Raw genomic sequence first — 21,992 nt, forward strand, 5'->3', positions numbered from 1 at the left:
TTTTTGCTTTAATAACATCAACTATAAAAAGAGTGTGTTTTACTTGAAATCATCTCTATAAAAATAATTAATACCCAATCGTTAACCGAAATATGAAAATTCCAACCACTTGTTTACTGAAATGCCCGAAGGTTCCTTTTGTGCTTTTCTTGCTGCTTATGTCATTTGGTCATTTACACTATGCTCAGGTCATAAAGCTTGAGAATGCCAGTGCCTATGGAACGGCCGCTTTTGAATTTGGACAAGCTATCGCCATTCACAATGGAACCAACAATGTGTATACTACTGGAAGGTTCTTTGGTACGGTAGATTTTGACCCCAGCGGGTCTGTATTTAATCTAACTTCGGTAGGTGATGGTGATATTTTTGTTTTGAAGCAGGACGAGGCAGGGAACTTCCTGTGGGCCATCAACATAGGCGGATCCGATTTGGATAGCCCAGGAGATATTGCCGTAGATGCTAGCGGCAATTTTTATATAACAGGGTGGTTTAGAGATATTGTTGATTTTGATCCGGGCGTAGGGACAACTAACCTTACTGCAGCAGTTGGTGGAGGCGATGTGTTTGTTGCCAAATACGATGCTAACGGGGACTTAGTGTGGGCAAAAAGCATGCTTAGTGACGGTCTTAGTACTGATTCTGGTGCAGCTATAGCTGTTGACGGATCTGGCAACGTATATACTGCCGGTTCTTTTGATGGCACAACAGATTTTGACCCGGGCGCTGGTGACGCAAGCGTGATTGCACAAGACTTAGACTCCTTCTTCAGTAAGTTAGATGCCAATGGCGATTTCGTATGGGTAAAGACAATTGGTGCATCGGGTCTTTCTACCGTTGTTTCAGATATGACCATAGATGCATCAGGTAGTGTTTATTCAGTTGGAACTACTAATGGAGTCGTTGATTTGGATCCGGGAATAGGCACTTCCAATATGACTTTTTCAGGCACGACTGCCACTTTTTTGTTGAAGCTTGATGCTTCCGGCATATTTCAGTGGGGTAACTCAATGGTGAGCGACGATGCCATAGGCATTACGGGTCAGGCTATTGGGGTAGACGCCACCGAGCAGGTATATACGGTTGGGTATTTCGCTGGCGTTGCTGATTTCGACCCAACCAATAGCCCCGTAAATATTACAGCTACAGGTACGGCCGTAGATGCCTACATAAGTAAGCATGATGATTTTGGAAACTTTGTGTGGGGTAGGGCTTTTAATGGAACCGTAGAGACACTTGCAAACTCGCTTGTAGTGAGTGGCCTGGGAGATATTACCGTTGCCGGTTATTTTGACGGCACAACGGATTTTGACCCCTCAGTAGCGACCCAAAATATTACGTCAGCCGGGTCTTATGATATATTTATAGTCCAGCTTGATCCAACCGGTGACATAGTATCGTTTGCTGAAAACATTGGTTCCAGTACTTCCGAACAACCTGAGGACATAGCCATTGACGGCGGCGGCAGAATTCACTTAACGGGCCTTTTCGACGGAACTACTGACCTTGACCCAAATGCTGGGGTATCCAATTTTATTTCAGCAGGAGGCGGAGATATATTCATTGCGAGCTATTCCGAATACAAACCCTTCATTACTATCTGGCAAACCACAGGCACTAGCGAAACTATAACCATACCGACCACCGGAACCAGTATCGGCTATAGTTACAGCGTCACCTGGGAGGAAGTAGGAAATGAGGTGTCAAATAACGGCTCAGCAGGACCATTTAATGACGGAAACCAGCCTCATAGTTTTGTGTTGCCAACTGTCGGCCTCTATCGGGTGTATATCGCCGGGGATTTTCCGGCAATTTATTTCGACAGTTCAGGCGACCGTTTGAAAATACTGTCTATTGAGCAGTGGGGAGATATTGCATGGGCGGATATGAATGCGGCTTTTGCCGGGTGCAACAATCTTATATACAATGCAATAGATGCTCCTGATCTTTCCAATGTGTTGGACATGAGTTCCATGTTTAGCTATGCGGGTTCATTTGATGGGGACTTGAGTAGCTGGGATGTAAGCAATGTTGAAAACATGCGTTCCATGTTTGAAGGAACCGACTCCTTCAATGGAAATATTACCAACTGGCAAGTTGGAGCTGTTACGGACATGTATTCGATGTTCTCCTATGCGATATCTTTTAATCAGGACATTGGAGCTTGGGACGTAGGCTCGGTGGAGGATATGTCATATATGTTTTCTGGAGCGTCTTCTTTTGATATCGATATCTCCGGTTGGCAAGTGGGAAACGTCACAAATATGTTCCACATGTTCGAGGATGCGACCATTTTTAATCAGGATATTGGCGGTTGGGATGTGAGTCAAGTCTTCGAAATGCGGAGCATGTTCTCCAATGCGACTGCTTTTGATCAGAACCTTGGGGCGTGGGACATTGGCAGTCTAAATTCAACTTCCGGCGACAACATGCTCGACAACAGTGGTCTTTCCAAAGCCAATTATGATGCTTTGTTGATGGGCTGGGCAGATGACAACGGAGCCACCGAAATTATTCCAACAGGCTTAACGCTGGGTGCAGCGGGCCTTACCTATTGCTCATCCGCAGCTGACCGGCAAGTATTAATAACAAACTACTCATGGACGTTTGCCGGAGATACTGAGGATTGCCCCACTGAGCATTGCGCTTCCGCAGCAACTGATGCCGCTGACTCTAAGATAGTAGCATTTTCCATGGGGGGTGTTAGCACAACCAATACCCTCTCCTGCGAAACATATACTGACTATAGCTCAGAAATTATTTTAGTGGCACCCGAATCTGTGAACGCCTTCTCACTAGATGTCGGCACTTGCAATGGTGACTATGATAAGATCGCCAAAATTTTTGTGGACTGGAACAACGACTTTGTTTTTTCGCCAGGCGAGTTGGTATATACGTCGACGGTTAGCCTGTCGCCGACCAATTTTAGTGACGACATCACGGTGCCCATAGACGCAGCGACCAATGCACTGCTAAAGTTGCGTATAGTGCTGATGGAGACGACTGTTGCGGGAGACGTGCAGGCTTGCGGCACATACGACTATGGCGAAACTGAGGACTACTCAATCTATGTGTCCGACGCCACCACCAATGCAGGTGTCACCGCTATCACATCGCCACTTACCGCACCTACCGGCGACTATCAGGTAAAGGCCAGAATCACTAACCTCGGTCAGGATCCGATTCAGAACTTTAATGTTAGCTATGAAATCAACCCGGGGGCAATAACCGCAACAGAAATGTTCACAGCCACCATTAACCCCCTGCAAACACAAGAATATGCCTTTACCAGCCTGGCCAATCTGGCAAGTGTTGGAACGTATCAGCTTGCGGTAAGTATAACCCTTGCGGGTGATGAAGTCCCGGCAGACAATGTTTTCAACGCTGACATTGAAATAATTGAGCCGATCGCCGCCTTTCCCTATTTTGAAAGCTTTGAAAGTGGAGATGGTGGTTGGATGGTGGGGGGATCGAACCCTTCTTGGGATAGCGGATTCCCCAGCGGTTCGGTAATTAATGATGCAGCAGATGGCGCACAGGTTTTTACAACTAGCCTTGAATCAAGCTATAATGAAAATGAAGACAGCTATATTGAAAGCCCGTTTTTTGACGTTTCAGGCCTTACGAATCCGACCTTCCGCTTTTCGCTGATCTACGACATGAATTTCAATGCTGGTGATGGGCTCGAAACCTTTGACTATGCTAATGATATTGCCTACATAGAATATTCATCGACGGATGGTCTTTGGCATGTGCTGGGCCAGGCCAGCGACCCCAACTGGTACAACGTCAGTAGTGACCCTCCGGCAGGAACAGTGTCAGGCACCGATGGCTGGTCCGACGGCTCTGGAGGCTGGCAAGAGTACAGCTATAACCTGAGTACGATTAATCTTACCGGCCCAGTGAGGTTTAGGGTTCGTTTTTTGACGAATGAGACAAGTGAAACCAGTTATGACGGGGTAGGTTTTGACAAAGTCTATCTCTACGACGACGTACCCACTTCGTTAATCGTCACTTCCACCGCTGATGCTGGCCCTGGTACTTTGCGTCAGGCGATTTTGGACGCCAGTACGGTATCTGTTGACACGGTCAGATTCAATCTGCCTGCTAGCTCGCAAATCACAGTGCTTTCTACCCTGGATATTGGCACCAAGCAGCTGGTGATCAACGGATACGAGGTTGATAACCTTGTCATAAATGGTTCCGGGGATGTTGACCAGGGCAGTGGTGTGTTTGGTGTGAGGCTCTTCAACGCCAGCGCCCCCCTTACACTCAGCCACCTCGGCTTCACCAACGTGAATTATACCAATGCTCTAATCGACGGAAATATCGGCGCTTTGCTAACTATCAAAGAAGACCTCAATATTGAGCATTGTTCGTTCTTTGGGAACACCATGGTGGGCCAACCGATGTTTCACCTAATGGATGAATTTTTTGGAGCAGGGCCGCAAGTATTGGTCAATGAATCAAGCTTTACAGGCAACAGCCTTACAGGTGCCAGCGGAACCATATTCAATATTTTGGGAGATTGCCAGGTTTTGATTGATAATAGTGTTTTCGACGGGAACGTAACCGACTATGATGGAGGGGCGATATATGCTGAAAAGGGATTCATTTCTACAGAAAATACGACCTTTGAAGCGAACGAAGCCTACCTTGGAGGAGCTGTTGCCGGAGCTAGCAGCACAGTTTATCTTATATTTAGTAACTCAACCTTTAACAATAATATTGCCAACAGCGGCGGGGCTATTAGCTACTCGGGCAATTCGCTGGTAACAATTAGCCGCAGTACAATATCTGGCAACTCGGCAATAAACTATGGCGGTGCTATAGAAGTAACCGCTGGGTCGCTCAACATATACTCTTCCACCATTACCCTCAATCAGGGAAATAGTGACAGTGACGGAACAGGCTACGCAGGGGGCATTTACTTTAACTCTCTGGGTGCAGTCACTTTGAACAATACCATTTTGGCTGGGAACCTGGACGACACCTATCCAGACGCCTTTGGTGATTTCACATCAGCCGACTACAATCTCGTCGGCGACAACTCCGGAATGACATTTAGCCCCCTCACCAATGACTTGGTTGGGGACAATACTACCCCTATAGACGCCTTGCTTGAGCCGCTTGCGGATAACGGAGGGCCCACTTTAACACACCTCCCTGGCGTGGGCAGCCCGGCTATTGACGCTGGTTCGCCGGCTGAGGGCAATGAGTATGACCAAAGAGGAGCACCAAGGTTTGACGGCAATCCCGACATCGGTTCAGTGGAAGCGGGGTCACGGGTGCCAACTGTTATTTATGTGAACGCTACGGCGTCAGGTCTTGATGATGGCACCTCCTGGGCCGATGCCTTTGTCGACTTGCAGGATGCCCTGACATTTGCTATCAGTGGTGACCAGATATGGCTGGCCAATGGGGTGTATCTGCCTGACGGGGCCGATGCTGGTAATACGTCTCTTTCTTTTGTGATTGCACAAAATGACCTTGAGATTTTTGGTGGTTTTGATGCGACTGAAACAGACCTTTCACAACGATTTGCTGACCCGGCACAAACTGTTTTGAGTGGCGATTTAAATGGTGATGACGATTTCAATTTCACCAATATGGCTGATAATTCGAACAACGTGCTTATTGTAAGCAATGTGCAAGGGGTTTTCCTTGATGGGTTCACGATAAGTGGCGGTAATGCCACCACCTCTGGAGGAGGTATTTATTCCTCCAATACGGACTTGAGCCTGAATAACATGGTGGTTGAATATAACCAGGCCGGGACTAGTGGAGGTGGCGTCTATATAACAAGCGGAGAAGTTACTTTTCTCAAGACCCATTTTCAGAATAATAACGCCACGGTAGGTGGAGGGGTCTATCTGGACGCATCGGAGCCCTTTATTTACAGATCTATTTTTCAGTACAATTCAGCTGTTCAGGGGGCCGGGCTTTACCTGAGTAGCTCTAACCTGACTAACCAGACGCCTGGATATTACAATAAATTCATCGGGAATAGCCAAAATGGAGTAACGGGAGGGGGGCTTTACCTCAGTGAAAGTTATTATGAAGCATTTCAAAATTTGTTCGCAGGTAATTTCGCTTATGACAATGGTGGTGCGGCGCATGCGGATTATCTTTCCACATTCATTTCTGTCAACTCAACTATTGTCGACAATTCATCTAACGACGGATCAGGCGGTTTGAGCTTTGACGATGGAGCTTATGTTGAAATACAAAACACCATCTTTTGGGGCAATGCCTCAGTAGCAGCACCAGAGGGGAGTCAACCAAGCATTAGGGATGGGGGATCATTTACGGTTGAAAATTCCATTGTAGAGTTTTGGGACCCGCTTGTCTATAGCGACGTTTCGGACTATGATGTATTCGGCACCGATCCTAATTTTGTAGATGGGCCTGGTGGCGATTATGGACTTTTGTCAGGGTCGCCCGCCATTGATCTAGGCAACAATCTTTTATTGAACAATTCCGTCAACATCGACTTTCTTGATGAAGACGGGGATGGAAACTTTACCGAAAAGCTTCCTAATGACTTGGCCAATAACCGGAGGTACACAGGGCTTAGTGTAGACCTTGGTGCTTTTGAATTTCAGGCAGGGTTCGGGCAGTTACAGGTGGCGGCGGCAAACGGGGAAATACCAACGGGTACTGTTTCCTATCCCGACACCGATGTGGTGGTGGCAGGATTGAGTGTCAGCCTCACTGACGCTGCCGATCTGGATAGGCTAGCCTTTACCACCAACGTTGACCTGTCGGCAAGCCTGGGTAACTATAGGCTCTACCATTCTACTGATGCTTTGTTCGGCACCACCGGTGACAATACCCTGATTGGCAGTAGTCCTTTTTTCTCTATGACTGATTTGGAGTTTGCCTCTATGGCGTACGGTTTAGCAATAGGTACTCACTATATTTTCCTGGTAGCAGATGCAGAACCAGAGGCCAACCCTACCCAGCCGGGTATTCAATTCAGCACAGATAATTTTGGTATTGATGTAAGCTCGGTAACGGTTGAGGCATTTAGCTACAGCGGCCCAAGTATTACCTTTGATGCTGATCCGTTATTTACGGCGACCCTTCAAAATGCGACTGGCAGTGAGGTGAATGTTTCGGCAGGAACTTCAGATATTACTTTGATGGAGTTTCTCGTGGCTGCTGATCCTTATGGAGAAGTGACCGGGTTGAAGGTCAACTTCTCATCGGATCCGGACACCTACCTGGAGAACTACCGATTAGTTATTTCACTGGACAACAGCCTTGCTACCTTGATTGACAATGACACATACAATTCCTCTTCACTTACAGCTGGTTCAGTAGAATTTTCACCGCTTTTCGGGGGGATCTACACCGCAGGCAGGTACTACTTCCTGGTGGCCGATGTGGCAACCGGGGCAGGAATTACGCCTTCTCCCATTACCTTTTCTGTGGATGACGCCAGTTTCACTGCAGCATTTGGAACGGTGACCGACATTGATGTTTCGAGTGATCCGTTGTCGGTTGGAGATATTGTGGCCCCGGCCACTCCCACAGCCTTGAGCCTAAGCCTTGCTGCTGCCAATGAGGTAGATGGAAGCTTCGTAGGGAGTGGAGCTTCTGGCTATTTGGTGATCAGACGCCCTGCACTAGTTGTAGCTTACAGCCCAGTTGACGGCACAGAGTTAACGGCTGGCAGCAACCCATTAGTTGATAACCACGTGATAACTGTGGGCCCAACTACTGTCTTTACAGACGCCGGTCTTGCCAACCAAACAGATTACACCTACGACGTGTATGCCTACAATGGCAGTGGGGCTGGCATTGTATACAGCACGACCGCATTGACCGGCAACATTACTACACTTTCGGCAACTCCGGTCACCCCCACAGCCTTGAACCTAAGCCTTGCAGCAGCCAATGAGGTAAATGGGAGCTTTACAGGTTCTGGAGCCTTGGGCTATTTAGTGATCAGGCGTCCTACGGCAGCGGTAGCTTACAGCCCGGTTACCGGCACAGAGCTCACGGAAGGCAGTAACCCTTCTGTCGACAATACGGTAATAATGGTTGGCGCTGGCACCACGTTTACCGATAGTGGGCTGTCTTTCGAGACGGATTATACCTACGATGTATTTGGATACAATGGCAGCGGCAGCGGAATAGTGTATAGCGTTAACCCGTTGGCCGGGAACATCCAAACAGGGGCAGAAGCGTTGCTTGCTACTGAACCGCTGAGCCAGCCCACAGCGCTTGTCCTAAGCCTGGAACCGGGCCGGCAGATGAGCGGTAACTTTACTGCGGCTGCTGACGGAGCGGAGGGGTATCTTGTGCTTCGGTACTATACGCCGACGTCTCGTACAGTACCTGAAGATGGGACGGAATATGCGGCAGGAGCCAGCTATGCTGATCAGTACGTGGTGTATGCAGGATCAGACACAAGCTTCACCGATGACTTGTCTGGCTTAGAGCTGGGAACATTGGTGGATTACGATGTATATGCCTACAATGGTACTGGAGCAACCATCAATTACCTGACAACAGAACCATTGACAGACAGTAGAACGCTGGAAGAAAGTTTAAGCGTAATTGTGTCTGAGGCCACTTCCATCACGACCTACAGCTTCCTGGCGAGTTGGGACTCTGTGGCCAGCGTTAGTGCTTATTTGCTTGAAGTAGCGACCGACGAATTGTTTGCCAGTCAGCTGACTGGCTTCAACCCCTTGGTTACGACGGACACCAGTGCAACAGTTAGTGGGTTGTACCACGCCACCGACTACTTTTACAGAGTTCGAGGCTACACCGCTACCGATACTACTAATTACAGTGATACCATAAAGGTGCACACCCTTTACTCACCAGAGCTAACGTCTGACTCGACAGCGCTGGTTAAAATCTACGATGAAATGGGAGGTGCTGGCTGGAGTAGTTCAGGGAACTGGAAGGTAAGCCAGGTGAGAGGCTGGGCAGGCGTAGCAGTAACAAATAGCCGGGTGACGGCCCTCAACCTTGCCTCTAATAATGTGACGGGCGCCTTTCCAATACTGACAGGCACCGAGCTGAATGCACTACAGCAGCTAGACCTGGCCAATAACCAGGTCACCACGGTGCCAGCCAATGCTAACCTGTCAGCACTGTCAATATTGGACCTGTCTTCCAATCAACTGGACTTTGGTTCCTTGGAGCAGTTTGCAGGAGTAACGACGTTTAGCTACTCGCCGCAAGCTGACTTGTTTACCGCAGTTGACCTGCTTCAGGAGCGAGGAGAGCCTTTATCAATTGACCGTACAAGTGCGGGGGCTTCAAACCAGTATCAGTGGTATAAAAACGGGACAGTCATCGACGGAGCCATCGCAGCTACCTATACAATTGACTTCCCTACGTTTGCCGAAGAGGGCGACTACACAGTTCAGGTTAGCAATAGCCTGCTACCCAACCTTACGTTGAACACATTGCCTATTACACTTCGGGTAAGCTCATTGGAACGAGACAGGCTGGTACTGACCGAGCTTTATACCCTAACGGCTGGCGATAGCTGGACAAACAAAACCAATTGGAACACAGCTGACATAACGAGCTGGTTTGGCATCACAGTAGAGAACGACCGTGTTACAGGTATTACCCTTCCGTCGAACAACCTTGCTGGTAATGTACCCGCTCGTCTGGGCGACATGAGGAGACTTACAGTGATTGATTTGAATGACAATGAGATAAGCAGCTTGCCAGCACTAACCAACATCATACAACTCAACACCCTTGACGTTAGAAACAACCGGCTTCAGTTCGACGACCTTGAGCCTAACATAGGCATAGCGAGTATGACCTATGCACCTCAGAAGCTGACCGGCCAGGCCAGAGACGAAAAGGTAGCAGTGAACACAGAAGTAACAGTAGAGGTGCCAGTTGGTGGGACGGCCAATAGCTACCAGTGGTATCGCAACGGATCATCGATAGAAGCAGGAACCAGCAGCACCTATCAGCTAGGACCAATAAGGTATGAGAATATGGGAAGCTACGAGCTGGAGATAACCAATAGCAAAGTAGCTGGCCTCAGTTTGCGAAGCGAAGTACAAAGAGTCCTTGCTACTGCCGCCATTACAGGCACGACAACAGACCTGAACGAATTAAGAGTTAGCGGCGTAACAGGTGCATTGTTAGGAGTAAAAGAAGGAGCGTATGATACGACAGGTTTATACACCAGCAGCGACAATGGCGTGTTTACAATCAACGATGTGGTATTGGGAGACTATCTGCTGTACGGTGAGCAGGACAAACAGGTATACATCCCGAGTTACTACCGTAGTACCATCGATTGGGTGTTTGCCGACCTGATCCAACTAAGAGACAATATTGGAGACCTGGCGTTAACGCTGGTTAACGTACCGAGGGAGTTGACCCCGGCGGATGGAGACAACACGTTCAAAGGTCTTTTTGAATCGGACTTTGGGGACACTGGGGGCAGGGTTCTTGACCGAAAGCGAGTGCAGGGAGCCGGGGTAAGTGTGAGCCGCTCCAGGTTCAGAGCGAAAGACAACGAAGATGAGTATGAGCTGATCGCCTATGTTCAAACCGATGAAACGGGTCAGTTTGAGATGAACAACTTACCTGACGGGGACTATCGAGTGAACATTCAGTATCCGGGTATCCCGATGGATCCTACTTCTTTTATCGATTTTCAGCTTGGCGGTGGCACAGGCGTTGAGCAGAACAGCATCCGTATCAATGCGCTGGCTACGCCAACCAGCATTGTGGTGACCAAGGTGGAAGAGACAGGCATCTATCTGGATTACTTCAAGGGGCTGACGGTGTACCCAAACCCGGCGGATGACTATATCACGATACGGTACGAGAAGCTTGTAAAGGGCAGGGTTGAAGCAGAGCTTATGGATTTGAACGGTCAGGCAATAATGTCGAAAGAGGTGCGGCAGGGAACCAACCAGCAGACGGTATTGGATCTGACAGATGTTAAAAACGGCTTATATATATTGCGATTTTTTGACAAGCATAGGAATGGAGTAGAGATAGCCTCATTCAGGTTGATAGTGAAGAAGTAGCCAGGAATCACATGCGATTCTGATGGGTAAATTTTTTTAACGCAAGTAGTTGTATTTCAGTATATTATGTGCTATGTTCTAATCTGTTATAGCTGCTCAGCCGATAATTTGCACCTGCAATCTAACCTTCGATTGTATGAAACTTGCTTTCAGAGGTCTCATGGTACTCATCATTTTTTTTAGCTGGCAAAACCTTTTTGGGCAAAGCCGCAATGAGATGGGGATTCCACTAATAACGAATTTCAGCCATAAAGAAACTGGAGGGCACGCTCAAAACTGGGCCACAACTCAGGATGAAAAAGGAGTGCTGTACTTTGCCAATACCAATGGGGTTTTAGAGTTTGATGGCGTTCGATGGAGGATAATTGAAACAAAAACGGGCCTGTTTTTCTCTCTCGCTAAAGATGAAAGCAATAGAATTTTCGCTGGCGGCTATGACGAAATCGGCTATCTGGCACCGGATTCAATCGGGCAAATGCAGTTTGTATCCCTCAAGTCTGAAGTGGGGGAGGAAAATAAGGACTTTAGAAATATGCGAAGAACCTTCTCGACACCTGAAGGGACTTATTTTTGTGGGTATAGTCACATTCTCCGATGGGATGGGTCGAAAATGAAGACTTGGCAGTCAGGCGAAAATGCATTCGGCATCTCATTTTTTGTAAACAATGATTTCTATGTGCAGCAGCGAAATGTGGGTCTTCTGAAGCTTGTCGCAGACTCTCTGCAGCTGGTGCCGGGGAGTGAGAAACTGATGGACAAGCGATTCTATTTTATGCTTGGGAATAAAGCTGGTGGGGGCTTGGTCATTGGGACATCAAATGATGGACTTTACCACTTCGACGGGACAGAATTTTCAGTGTTTCCCACTGAAATTGATGCTTTTCTTAAGGAAAGCCTGCTTTATCATGGCATTTGGTTAGAGGATGGAAGCATGATGCTAAGTACCATACTGGGGGGAACCGTAGTAGTTACAGGTGGTGGGGAGTTAAAATACAGACTTCATACTGGGAACGGGCTTCAAAATGATGCGGTTCACGCTGCATTTGTTGACTATAGTGGTGCCGTATGGTTGGCGCTCGACAACGGAATAAGTAAGGTTGACGTTGCATCTCCAATTACTCGTTTTGACCAAAAAAATGGTGTTCGTGGCATAGTGAATTCCATTATCAGGCATGACAATGAACTCTATGTAGCAACGGGCCATGAAGTCTCAAGAATGCGGAATGATAAGGACGGCGCAATGTTCAGTGGCATTGAGGGGGCCAATAGTGCCTGGTCTTTTCTGACGATCGACCGTTCTTTAGTAGTTGCCACCGATTTTGGTATTAAGGTATTGACTAAAAGCGGCTTCGAGCAAGTTCCTGTAGCTCCTCAGGGATATCGCCAACTTTATCAATCTCCGCAAAACCCAGACATTGTTTACGGCGGCACTACCGATGGCGTAGCAGTGTTCGAAGTGAAAGGCGAAAAATGGGAGAGTCTCGGAAAACTACCTGATGTCGGAGGGGAAATCCGCCGAATGCTGGTCGTGGATAGTATTCTTTGGCTTAGCACCTTTCATCGTGGTATTTATCGACTGAAAACGAATCCGGGCTCCCCGCTTGAGATTCAGGAGACGCAGCTGTATGATACGCTGGGAGGCCTGCCCTCCATGGTTGAAAATTTCGTTTATCCATACGGAGGAGGTAAGGTAATAGTCACCCACCGTGGTATTTTTCAGTTTGATGCTGGGCTGAATAAATTTCGACCTGATTCTACTTTTGGAGACATGCTGGCCAATGGCTCTCATGCCGCCTATAGCTTTGAGGAAGGGACTGATGGTAGAGCATGGATACATGTATACAATCGTGATAAGAAGGTTAGGGATACTGGCTATGCAAAAAGGGGAGAAGATGGAAAGTACGCCTGGGTGAATAACGCATTTGCGGGATTGGAAGACGTCAACCTTTTTTATATCTATTCAGAGCCCAATGGCATTACCTGGCTGGGGGGCAACGATCTTTTGTTGCGACATGACAATAGCGTCTCAGTTAATTATGATAGACCTTTCAATACACTCATAAGGCGGGTTATCATCAAAAGTGATTCCTTGATTTTTGGAGGTAACCAGAAGGAAGAGGCAATGGTAGTCTCCAAATTCGAGTTCCCGAACAACTTCATACGGTTTCAATTTGCGGCAACCAGTTTCGACTTTGCAGAAAAAAACGAATACCAGACTATGCTGGGAGGATATGATGAAGACTGGTCGGCCTGGACAACGGAGACACAAAAAGACTTTACGAACTTGTCTGAAGGGTCTTATACTTTCTATGTACGAGGGAGAAACATTTATGGTGTACAGGGCAAAGTCGATTCCTATGTTTTTTTGATCCTTCCGCCATGGTATCGCACCTGGTGGGCATTTGTCATTTACCTGGCGTTGTTTGTGGGAACGATACAGTTGACTATTCGTCGGCGCTCCAAACAACTTAAAGAAGAAAAATTGGTGCTTGAACGCATTGTAGCACAGCGAACACAAGAAATCGAGCAAAAGAATGCACAGCTTGAGGAGCAGGCCAGGCAGCTTCAGGAAATGGACAAAGTGAAATCTAACTTCTTTGCCAATATTTCCCATGAGTTTCGAACACCGCTCACCCTAATACTTGGCCCGCTAAACGATCGGGCGGATGGCAACGATGCAGTGATGCCGGGCAGCGTGCTGAGCATGATGAAGTCCAACGCCGACCGGCTTTTGCGCTTGATCAACCAGCTTTTGGATCTGTCGAAGCTGGAGACCGGCTTGCTGAAGTTAGAAGCTGCAAAATATGATTTTGTATCATTTGTGAAAGGGCTGACCAGATCATTTGACTCGCTGGCAGAGCGCCGGGGGTTGACGTTGTCTATTTACTCGGAGGTAGACTCGCTGGACATTTTTTTTGATGTAGACAAAATTGAAAAAGTCTTTTTTAATCTAATCACTAACGCAATTAAGTTCACAGAAGACGGCGGAAGCGTCAGTTTGACCATAAGAGAATTACAAGAATCCGTCGAAATTGATGTGGCGGATTCAGGCATTGGAATCCCTGAAGATCAACTGAAAAATATTTTCGAGAGGTTTTATCAGGTAGATAGCTCAATAACTAGATTTCAGGAAGGTTCAGGGATCGGGCTGGCGCTGACCCGGGAACTTGTTGAGCTTCATCATGGGTCAATTAGTGTCAGTAGTACCAGAGACAAGGGTACAGTGTTTACTGTCAAATTGCTTAAAGGAAGCGCTCACTTTGGGAAAGACGAAATTGTTGCAGAAAAAGTGACCGCCGATGTTGCCACAAAGCCGGCTAAAAGCAAAGTTTTGACAGAGACTGGCATAGTGGCTGACGATGGCCGCCTTGTCGTGCTGGTAGTTGAAGACAATCCGGATGTGAGAGCCTATATCAAAAGCCAACTGGAGGGACAGTTTAGAATTCTTGAAGCAGGCGATGGAGAAGAAGGGTTGGCTATGTCTAAAGAAAAGGTACCCGATTTGATCATCAGCGATGTAATGATGCCGGTCATGGATGGGTATACGTTGACGAAGAAATTGAAGGAACATGTTGGCACTTCCCATATTCCTGTTGTGCTTCTGACCGCCAGGGCCGACAGTGAAGATAAAATAGAAGGGCTTGTAACCGGAGCTGATGACTATTTAACCAAGCCATTTGACGGAAAAGAGTTGGCTGTACGGATTGACAACCTGATTAATATCAGACAAAAGTTGAGGGAAAGAATCCGCCAGCAGGTTTTGTTGGAGCCGAGTTCAGTAGAAGCCATGTCAATGGACGAAACTTTTATCAGAAAAGCGGTGGCGCTAGTGGAGAAGCATCTGGCAGATTCGGAATTAAATGTAGAATGGCTGAGTGACGAAATGGCCATGAGTCGGATGCACCTCCACCGTAAGCTGAAGGCACTTACTGACCAGTCGCCCAGCGAGTTCATCAGATCCATCCGCTTGAAGCGGGCTCATCAGCTTATCCGGCAGAGGAGCGCCACCGTGACAGAAATTGCCTTTGAGGTGGGCTTCAATAACCTTTCTTATTTTTCGAAATGCTTCAAAGAAGAGTATGGTCTGCTGCCCTCGGAACTTGAGGAAAAATCAAGCCACTAGGTACTTCTGAGATTTTTTGGGCTATATGTTACATCTGTGTGAGTCCGTGTTACGTGGCTGTTAGCATGCAGGTATCTGAGGGCCGAACTTGAAGCTATGAAAAAGCCAAAAGGCTGATCATCAGCTAAAGTTTTTAACTAACTCTCAGGATCATGAAAACCTTTTTTAAGCAAAAAAATGGGCTTGCCTTTCTTTTGGGGATGCTTATGACTTACTTCGGAAGTGCTCAAAACATTTTGACGGCGGATAGAAACCCGGGGGCAGTAGCCGTGCCGGGTGCTGTTTTTGTTGGTTCAACAGCTCTGCAGGACGCCATTGCGGCGGCGGCGGATGATGACATTATTCACGTAATACGGAGCTCCAGCAGTTATGGAGCAATCATTATTGACAAGCGACTTAATATTTTTGGAATTGGGCTTTTTCCGGATACTGATGGCTCCAGCAGATCCTTCGTAACCACTGTCGAGATAGCCGACCCGGCGGCAAGCGGTACCCGGATATCGGGAATGGTTATTTCCGCATCACTTACTCTCGGCGGTGTTGCCGGGACTCTAAGCAATTTGCTTCTTGAAAACAGTCAGATACTAAGAATTCAGCATGAAGGAAGCACAACCACACTCAACAACATCATAATTAGAAATAATTTGCTTGGGCATGGAATTGGCACTTCAACGGAGGAAACAATAGACTTATTGGCGGGGTATGTTTCCAACGTGGTTATTGCAAACAATGTTATTTATGGTTCAAGTGGTTCAGATTGTTGCAACGCACAGCAGGGGACACTGACAACAGACCTCAGCACCATCGAAAACAATTTGTTCATACACAACGATGGGATCAGTAGCGGCTGGTTCGCTTTCGAAGAGCTCAGAAACAGCATAGTGAAAAACAACATTTTTTACGGTATTGGGCCAAGGGGAAAAGTGGTACTTTCCAATAACACTTTTGAAAACAATTTGAGTTTTACCAGCAAGGCCACTCAAGGATTTCTCACTACTGGTGGCAACACAAGTGTTAATAATATTACTGGTCAAGACCCTCTTTTTGTCAATGTATCATTTGGAACGGGAGTTCCCTCTCTCTCAACATTTGACCCAACCCTGGATACGGGCTCACCTGCTCTTGGCTCAGGCACCAATGGCACCGACATGGGTGTGTATGGAGGCCCAATCCCTTTTAATTTGGAGGGCACTTTAATACCCACCATTCAGGTGCTCGATGTTCCTTCTATGGTGATTGAAGGCAATGACTTGAATGTGCACATCCAGGCCAAAGGAAACTAGTACAGCTCATCCCGAAAAAGATGAAAAAGCTTCTTTCCATTCTGGGGTTGATATGCTGTGCGCAATTTGGGCTGGCACAAGCGCCGCAAATAGCGGCCATGGAATACTATGTAGATGCCGACCCAGGTTTTGGTGGTGGTACCAGCGTTTTTGTCACACCCGGCGCTCAGGTGGATTTTAACTTCACCGTGCCCACTGGCTCGCTTACACCAGGCATGCATACATTGTACGTTCGCTCAATGGATGAGAACAACGTATGGAGTCATTTTGAAAGAAGAGCTTTTTTTATCAGTCAATCCACAACCGAAACACGCAACAACATAGTAAGTATGGAGTATTACCTTGACTCTGATCCTGGTCAGGGTAATGGAACGCCGGTGGCGGTGACGCCGTCCGCTTATGTCGATGTTTTTGAGCTGATCCCCACGGCGTTCCTTAGCTCCGGTTTTCATAACATCTATTTCAGGGTGCAGGACGCATCCGGTCAGTGGAGTGCAGCAGAGCATCGGCCATTTTTCGTTAGCCAGTCGACCAGTGAGGTTCGAAATGACATTGATGCCGTAGAGTATTTCATAGATGTTGATCCGGGTCAGGGCAACGGTGTGGCCGTAGCAGTAACACCATCCACAGATGCAGACCTGATAGAGCAAGTTCCAACTTCATCGTTAAGTGCCGGCTTTCACAAGGTTTATTTCAGGGTGCGTGATGCCTCCGGTCAGTGGAGTGCTACGGAGCATCGGCCATTTTTCATTAGCCAGTCGACCAGTGAGGTTCGAAACGACATTGATGCCGTAGAGTATTTCATAGATGTTGACCCGGGTCAGGGCAACGGTGTGGCCGTAGCAGTAACACCGTCCACAGATGTAGACCTGCTGGAGCAAATCCCAACAACTTCCCTAAGTGCTGGCTTTCACACGGTCTATTTCAGACTGCGTGACGCCTCCGGTCAGTGGAGCGCTACGGAGCATCGGCCATTTTTCCTTAGCCAGTCGACCAGCGAAGTTCGAAATGACATTGATGCCGTAGAGTATTTCATAGATGTTGATCCGGGTCAGGGCAACGGAGTGGCCGTAGCAGTAACACCATCCACAGATGTAGACCTGATGGAGCAAATTCCCACGACTTCCTTAAGCACTGGCTTTCACACGGTCTATTTCAGGGTGCGTGATGCCTCCGGTCAGTGGAGTGCGACGGAGCGCAAGCCATTTTTCATCACCACCTCGAGTGTTGAGGGCCAAAATACCATTACCTCGTTGGAATACTTTTTTGATGTGGATCCGGGGCATGGAAACGGTTTGGCGCTGGCCATTTCTCCGGGAACCCTGGTTGATGCTGCTGTTCCCATACCTATTGGATCACTTTCTCCCGGGATGCATACGCTTCATATCAGGGCCCTGGATGATAGGGGGCAGTGGAGCCATATTGAATCAAGACCCTTTTTTAGAGACGGGACAAGGCTGATAACTACTGTTGAATACGCCATAGATACAGACCCCGGCGTGGGTCAGGCCACCCAGGTGGTTGTAGCTTCTCCCCAAAATCCCATTGATGAAAATGTCAGCATACCTATTGCCGTCAATTCGTTAAGTAGTGGCAGCCATAACCTTTTAACGAGGGTAAAAGATGGAAATGGAGCATGGAGCTTAACAAATACTACTGCCTTCGAACTGCTAAGCTTTTCTCTTATGATAGACAGTGTGGCCCTTGATTCTATTTACAGGAAAACGGCTGGCGCAAGTTGGGTAAATAGCACCAATTGGTTCAATGTGGATCTCAACACCTGGTACGGAATAGACACACTGGGAGGCAGGGTGCAAGCGGTGAGCTTGGGCAGTAATAATTTGGAGGGCGGTTTCCCCTATGAATTGGCCTACTTATCTGAAGCAGTCAGTATTGATCTGTCGGATAACTTTTTGGCTGACAGTGTCCCTGAGCAGATAGTGAATTTGCAGGCGCTGACCAGTTTTAATATCAGCAACAACGAACTGACCCACTTGCCCGACATGAGCTCACTCGGGCTGCTCTCCTCGTTTGATGTGAGCAACAATCGATTCACCTTTGAAGATTTAGAGCCAAACGTAGGCATCATCACCGTCAATGCAGGACAGAAGCCATTCGGCCTGAGCCAAACAATTGGACTAAATGCAGGAGATAATCAAACATTGGCATTTGCAGTCGGTGGAATAAACAACGAATACCAGTGGGAGAAGGACGGCCAAGATATTGTCGGTGCCACATCTGACACCTACGAAATACCAAACTTTGGCCCACTGGATCTCGGTGTATATAAACTGAGGGTAACCAACACTGTGGTTACGGAGCTGACCCTCATAAGTGAGCCAATCACCATTAAATCGCCGGCATCGGTTCTTTCTATTACAAAAAACGATGCCAACCCAAATAACTTTTCTTCAGTTAGCTGGACTGTCGCCTTCGACCAGCCGGTGACCGGTGTTTCCGAAGCAAATTTCTCGCTTGTCGAATCCGGCGTAGCTAGTCCAATCTTAACTGCTGTATCAGATGTAGATGGGGTCAACTGGCTCGTTGCGGCAGAATTTGGTGCAGCCGGGGGCACCCTGGGCCTGGATTTCACCGATAACACTGGAGTTTTGCCAGGCGTTATCAGCATCCCCTTCAATGGAGAAGTGTATAGCATCGACAACATCCCGGCCACTGCTGACACCGTGATTGTGCAAAGCGGGCCCGTGAATCTCGATTCACAGTTATTAGACTTCGACATACTAAATGGAGAGATAGGAGCAACGTTTGAGTATTTTATTAATAGCGAGGCGGACAGCAGTGCCCTGACAATAAGTGGAAGTGACACTATTACCTCTGACCCAGAGCGCCTTACCGAAATAGATTTGGCCAGCTTGGCCGACGGTATTATCAGCGTTAAAGTTGTTTTAACCGATAGTCTTGGCAACCGGGGCGATACAATTAGTACCGAAGGGCTAAAAGACATTGTTCCCCCCACAGCCACTTTGAGTTACAGCTTGCCTCAGCCAGCAATGACAGGCATCATACTTGTTGACGTCCAATTTTCAGAAGCAGTCACCAATCTGACAAGCCAGGATTTTGAGGTGCTCAATGGTGTCGTGGATACAATTGTCCAAATCAACGCCTCAAATTATCAGCTTATCTTGTTGGTCACCGCAGACATTGCGTTGTTACAGGCAAGTCTTCGGTCGGTAGGTGTGACGGACTTAGCAGGGAATCTCGCAGAAAATAGTAGTGTGCTTGAAATCCGGAAAATCAAGGATGGCGTCATCGCATCTGACTCCCTGGCTCTTGTACGCCTATATGAATCTCTTGACGGAGCTAATTGGGTCAATAATACTAATTGGCTTGCACCTGGCCAGAAAATTGAGAACTGGTTTGGAGTAACGGCATCCCTGTCAAGGATAACAGGCATTGATTTGTCTGCAAACGGCCTCAGAGGAGCCGTGCCCGATGATATTCTTGTGCTTGATTCATTGAGAACCCTCAATGTCAGCAATAATCAGATTACCGGTGTACCCAACCTGAAATCACTGACACTTTCTACCACCAACGTTGCTGGTAATGTTCTTGATTTTGCCTCACTGGAACCCAATATAGGGCTAGCCTCTTTCACGTTTTCGCCACAGGCTCCACTTCTTACCCAGGTTGATACGCTTCAGGAGAGAGGGGAAAGCCTGACCTTGGATCGCCAGGTCGGCGGCAGCGCAAACAATTATCAGTGGTTTAAAAATGAAATCTCAATCGGGGATGCTGCCGGGGTCAATCATACGATCGATTTTCCAACATTTGCCGACGAGGGCAACTACTATGTAGAAGTTACCAGTAGTATCGTTCCGGGGCTGACGTTAACAACTATGCCTGTAGCACTCAGGGTGAGCTCTCTCGAGCGTGACAGGTTATTGTTGGAGGAACTGTATAACTCAACCAGTGGGGACAACTGGATAAATAATTCGGGATGGAACACGGCCGATTTATCTTCCTGGTTTGGTATAACAGTTACCAGCGATAGAGTAAGCGGGATTGACTTGCCCGCAAACAACCTTTCAGGTGACTTGCCGGGATTTCTGGGCGATATGAGGAAGCTAACGAACATCGATTTATCGGCAAATGAAATCACCAGCCTCCCGGGGTTGGCAAATATCATTCAGCTTACCCTACTTAATGTCTCGGACAACAGACTACAGTTTGATGACCTCGAGCCAAACATCAACATTTCCAGCCTGGTATATAGTCCACAAAAATTGGCGGGAGTAATGTTGGAAGAGCTGGTGCCGGTGGGTGCTGATTACATTCTTGGCGTATCGATTGGTGGCAGTGCCAATAGTTATCAGTGGTTCAGAAATGGCGTGGAGTTAGAGGGAGGAGATGTGGCAGAGTACACTATTGATGGAATAGACTTCAATAAGATGGGCGACTACCAACTGGAAGTGACCAATTCTAAGGTAGCTGGCCTGACTATCAAAAGTAGGGTGCAACGAGTTTTAGCTACAGCCAGCCTTTCGGGTAGGATAACAGACAAAAGCGAACTTCCGATAAGTGATGCTCTTGGCGCACTACTTATAGTCAAGTCAGGTGCCTACGATACCACAGGGCACTTTAGAAGCGAGCTAAACGGCACATTTTTCATCGAAGATGTTGTTCTGGGGGACTATCTGCTTTATGCTGAGCAGGATATAGAAGTCTTTTTACCAAGCTTTTACAAAAGCACCATCGATTGGGCCTTTGCTGATCTTCTTCAGCTCCGTGGCAATGTTGGTGAACTGGTGCTTACGATGGAGGGTGTTTTGCCTGTATTGACCCTGGCAGACGGCGACAATACATTCAGCGGGTTGTTTGAGTCAGATTTTGGAGATGCTGACGGGAGGGTATTTGACAGAAAGAGAGTGAAAGGAGCGGGAGTAAGCGTGAGTCGTTCACGATTTAGGGCGAAGGATAATGACGAGGACTACGAGCTAATAGCCTATGTGCAAACCGACGCAAATGGTGAATTTGAAATGAACAATTTGCCCGACGGAGATTACCGGCTCAACATTCAATATCCGGGTATTCCAATGGATCCGACATCTTTTGTTGATTTTCAACTCGGAGGAGGAAGCGGAGTAGAACAAAATAGCATCAGAGTAAATGCATTTGCCAGTCCGGAATCTATTGTGGTGACAAAAGTCGAAGAAACAGGCATCTATCTCGATTACTTCAAAGGGCTGAAAGTGTATCCGAACCCAGCGGATAAATTCTTGACAATCCGTTATGAGAAATTGGTGAGGAGTGACGTAGTAGCCGACCTGATGGACTTGACGGGACAGACGATAAGAAGTGCTAGTCTTGAGCAGGGCTCTAATGGGCAGGCTCTTCTTGATGTTGATGGCGTAAGAGCAGGAATTTATATACTGCGATTTTACGATACAGCAGAAAATGGGGCTGGTATTATTTCACTAAGAATAATTATAAGCAGATAGCTGAGCAAGGAGGCCAATGCCCATTTTACCACTTAGGCAGTTTAAGTGATATTTTTTATTGATAAATTATTATATTGGGGTGCTGCCTATAGCCCAG

Annotated in this window: 4 protein-coding genes; all 4 read left to right on the plus strand. The window is 47.5% G+C overall.

Going from position 1 to position 21,992, the window contains the following annotated elements; translation table 11 throughout:
• The first annotated feature begins 92 nt into the window (after positions 1 to 92).
• The 4 genes from GC130_RS27130 (at position 93) to GC130_RS27145 (ending at position 21,895) form a co-directional block, all read left to right on the plus strand.
• Positions 93 to 11,030, plus strand: a complete 10,938-nt coding sequence (locus GC130_RS27130; protein ID WP_152001509.1) for a BspA family leucine-rich repeat surface protein — start codon at positions 93 to 95, stop codon at positions 11,028 to 11,030.
• 136 nt (positions 11,031 to 11,166) lie between these two features.
• The gene (locus GC130_RS27135) at positions 11,167 to 15,153 is read left to right on the plus strand and encodes a hybrid sensor histidine kinase/response regulator transcription factor (RefSeq protein WP_152001510.1); all 3,987 of its coding nucleotides are present in this window, start codon (positions 11,167 to 11,169) and stop codon (positions 15,151 to 15,153) included.
• Positions 15,154 to 15,305: 152 nt separating this feature from the next.
• Positions 15,306 to 16,436, plus strand: coding sequence for a right-handed parallel beta-helix repeat-containing protein (locus GC130_RS27140; RefSeq protein WP_152001511.1), 1,131 nt, complete (start codon positions 15,306 to 15,308; stop codon positions 16,434 to 16,436).
• A gap of 20 nt (positions 16,437 to 16,456) precedes the next feature.
• A complete protein-coding gene (locus tag GC130_RS27145) occupies positions 16,457 to 21,895 on the plus strand; it encodes a T9SS type A sorting domain-containing protein (protein ID WP_152001512.1) in 5,439 nt (1,812 codons plus the stop codon).
• The last annotated feature ends 97 nt before the right edge of the window (positions 21,896 to 21,992 follow it).

Source organism: Imperialibacter sp. EC-SDR9 (genome assembly GCF_902498805.1).
In the GTDB taxonomy this organism is placed as follows: Bacteria; Bacteroidota; Bacteroidia; order Cytophagales; family Cyclobacteriaceae; genus Imperialibacter.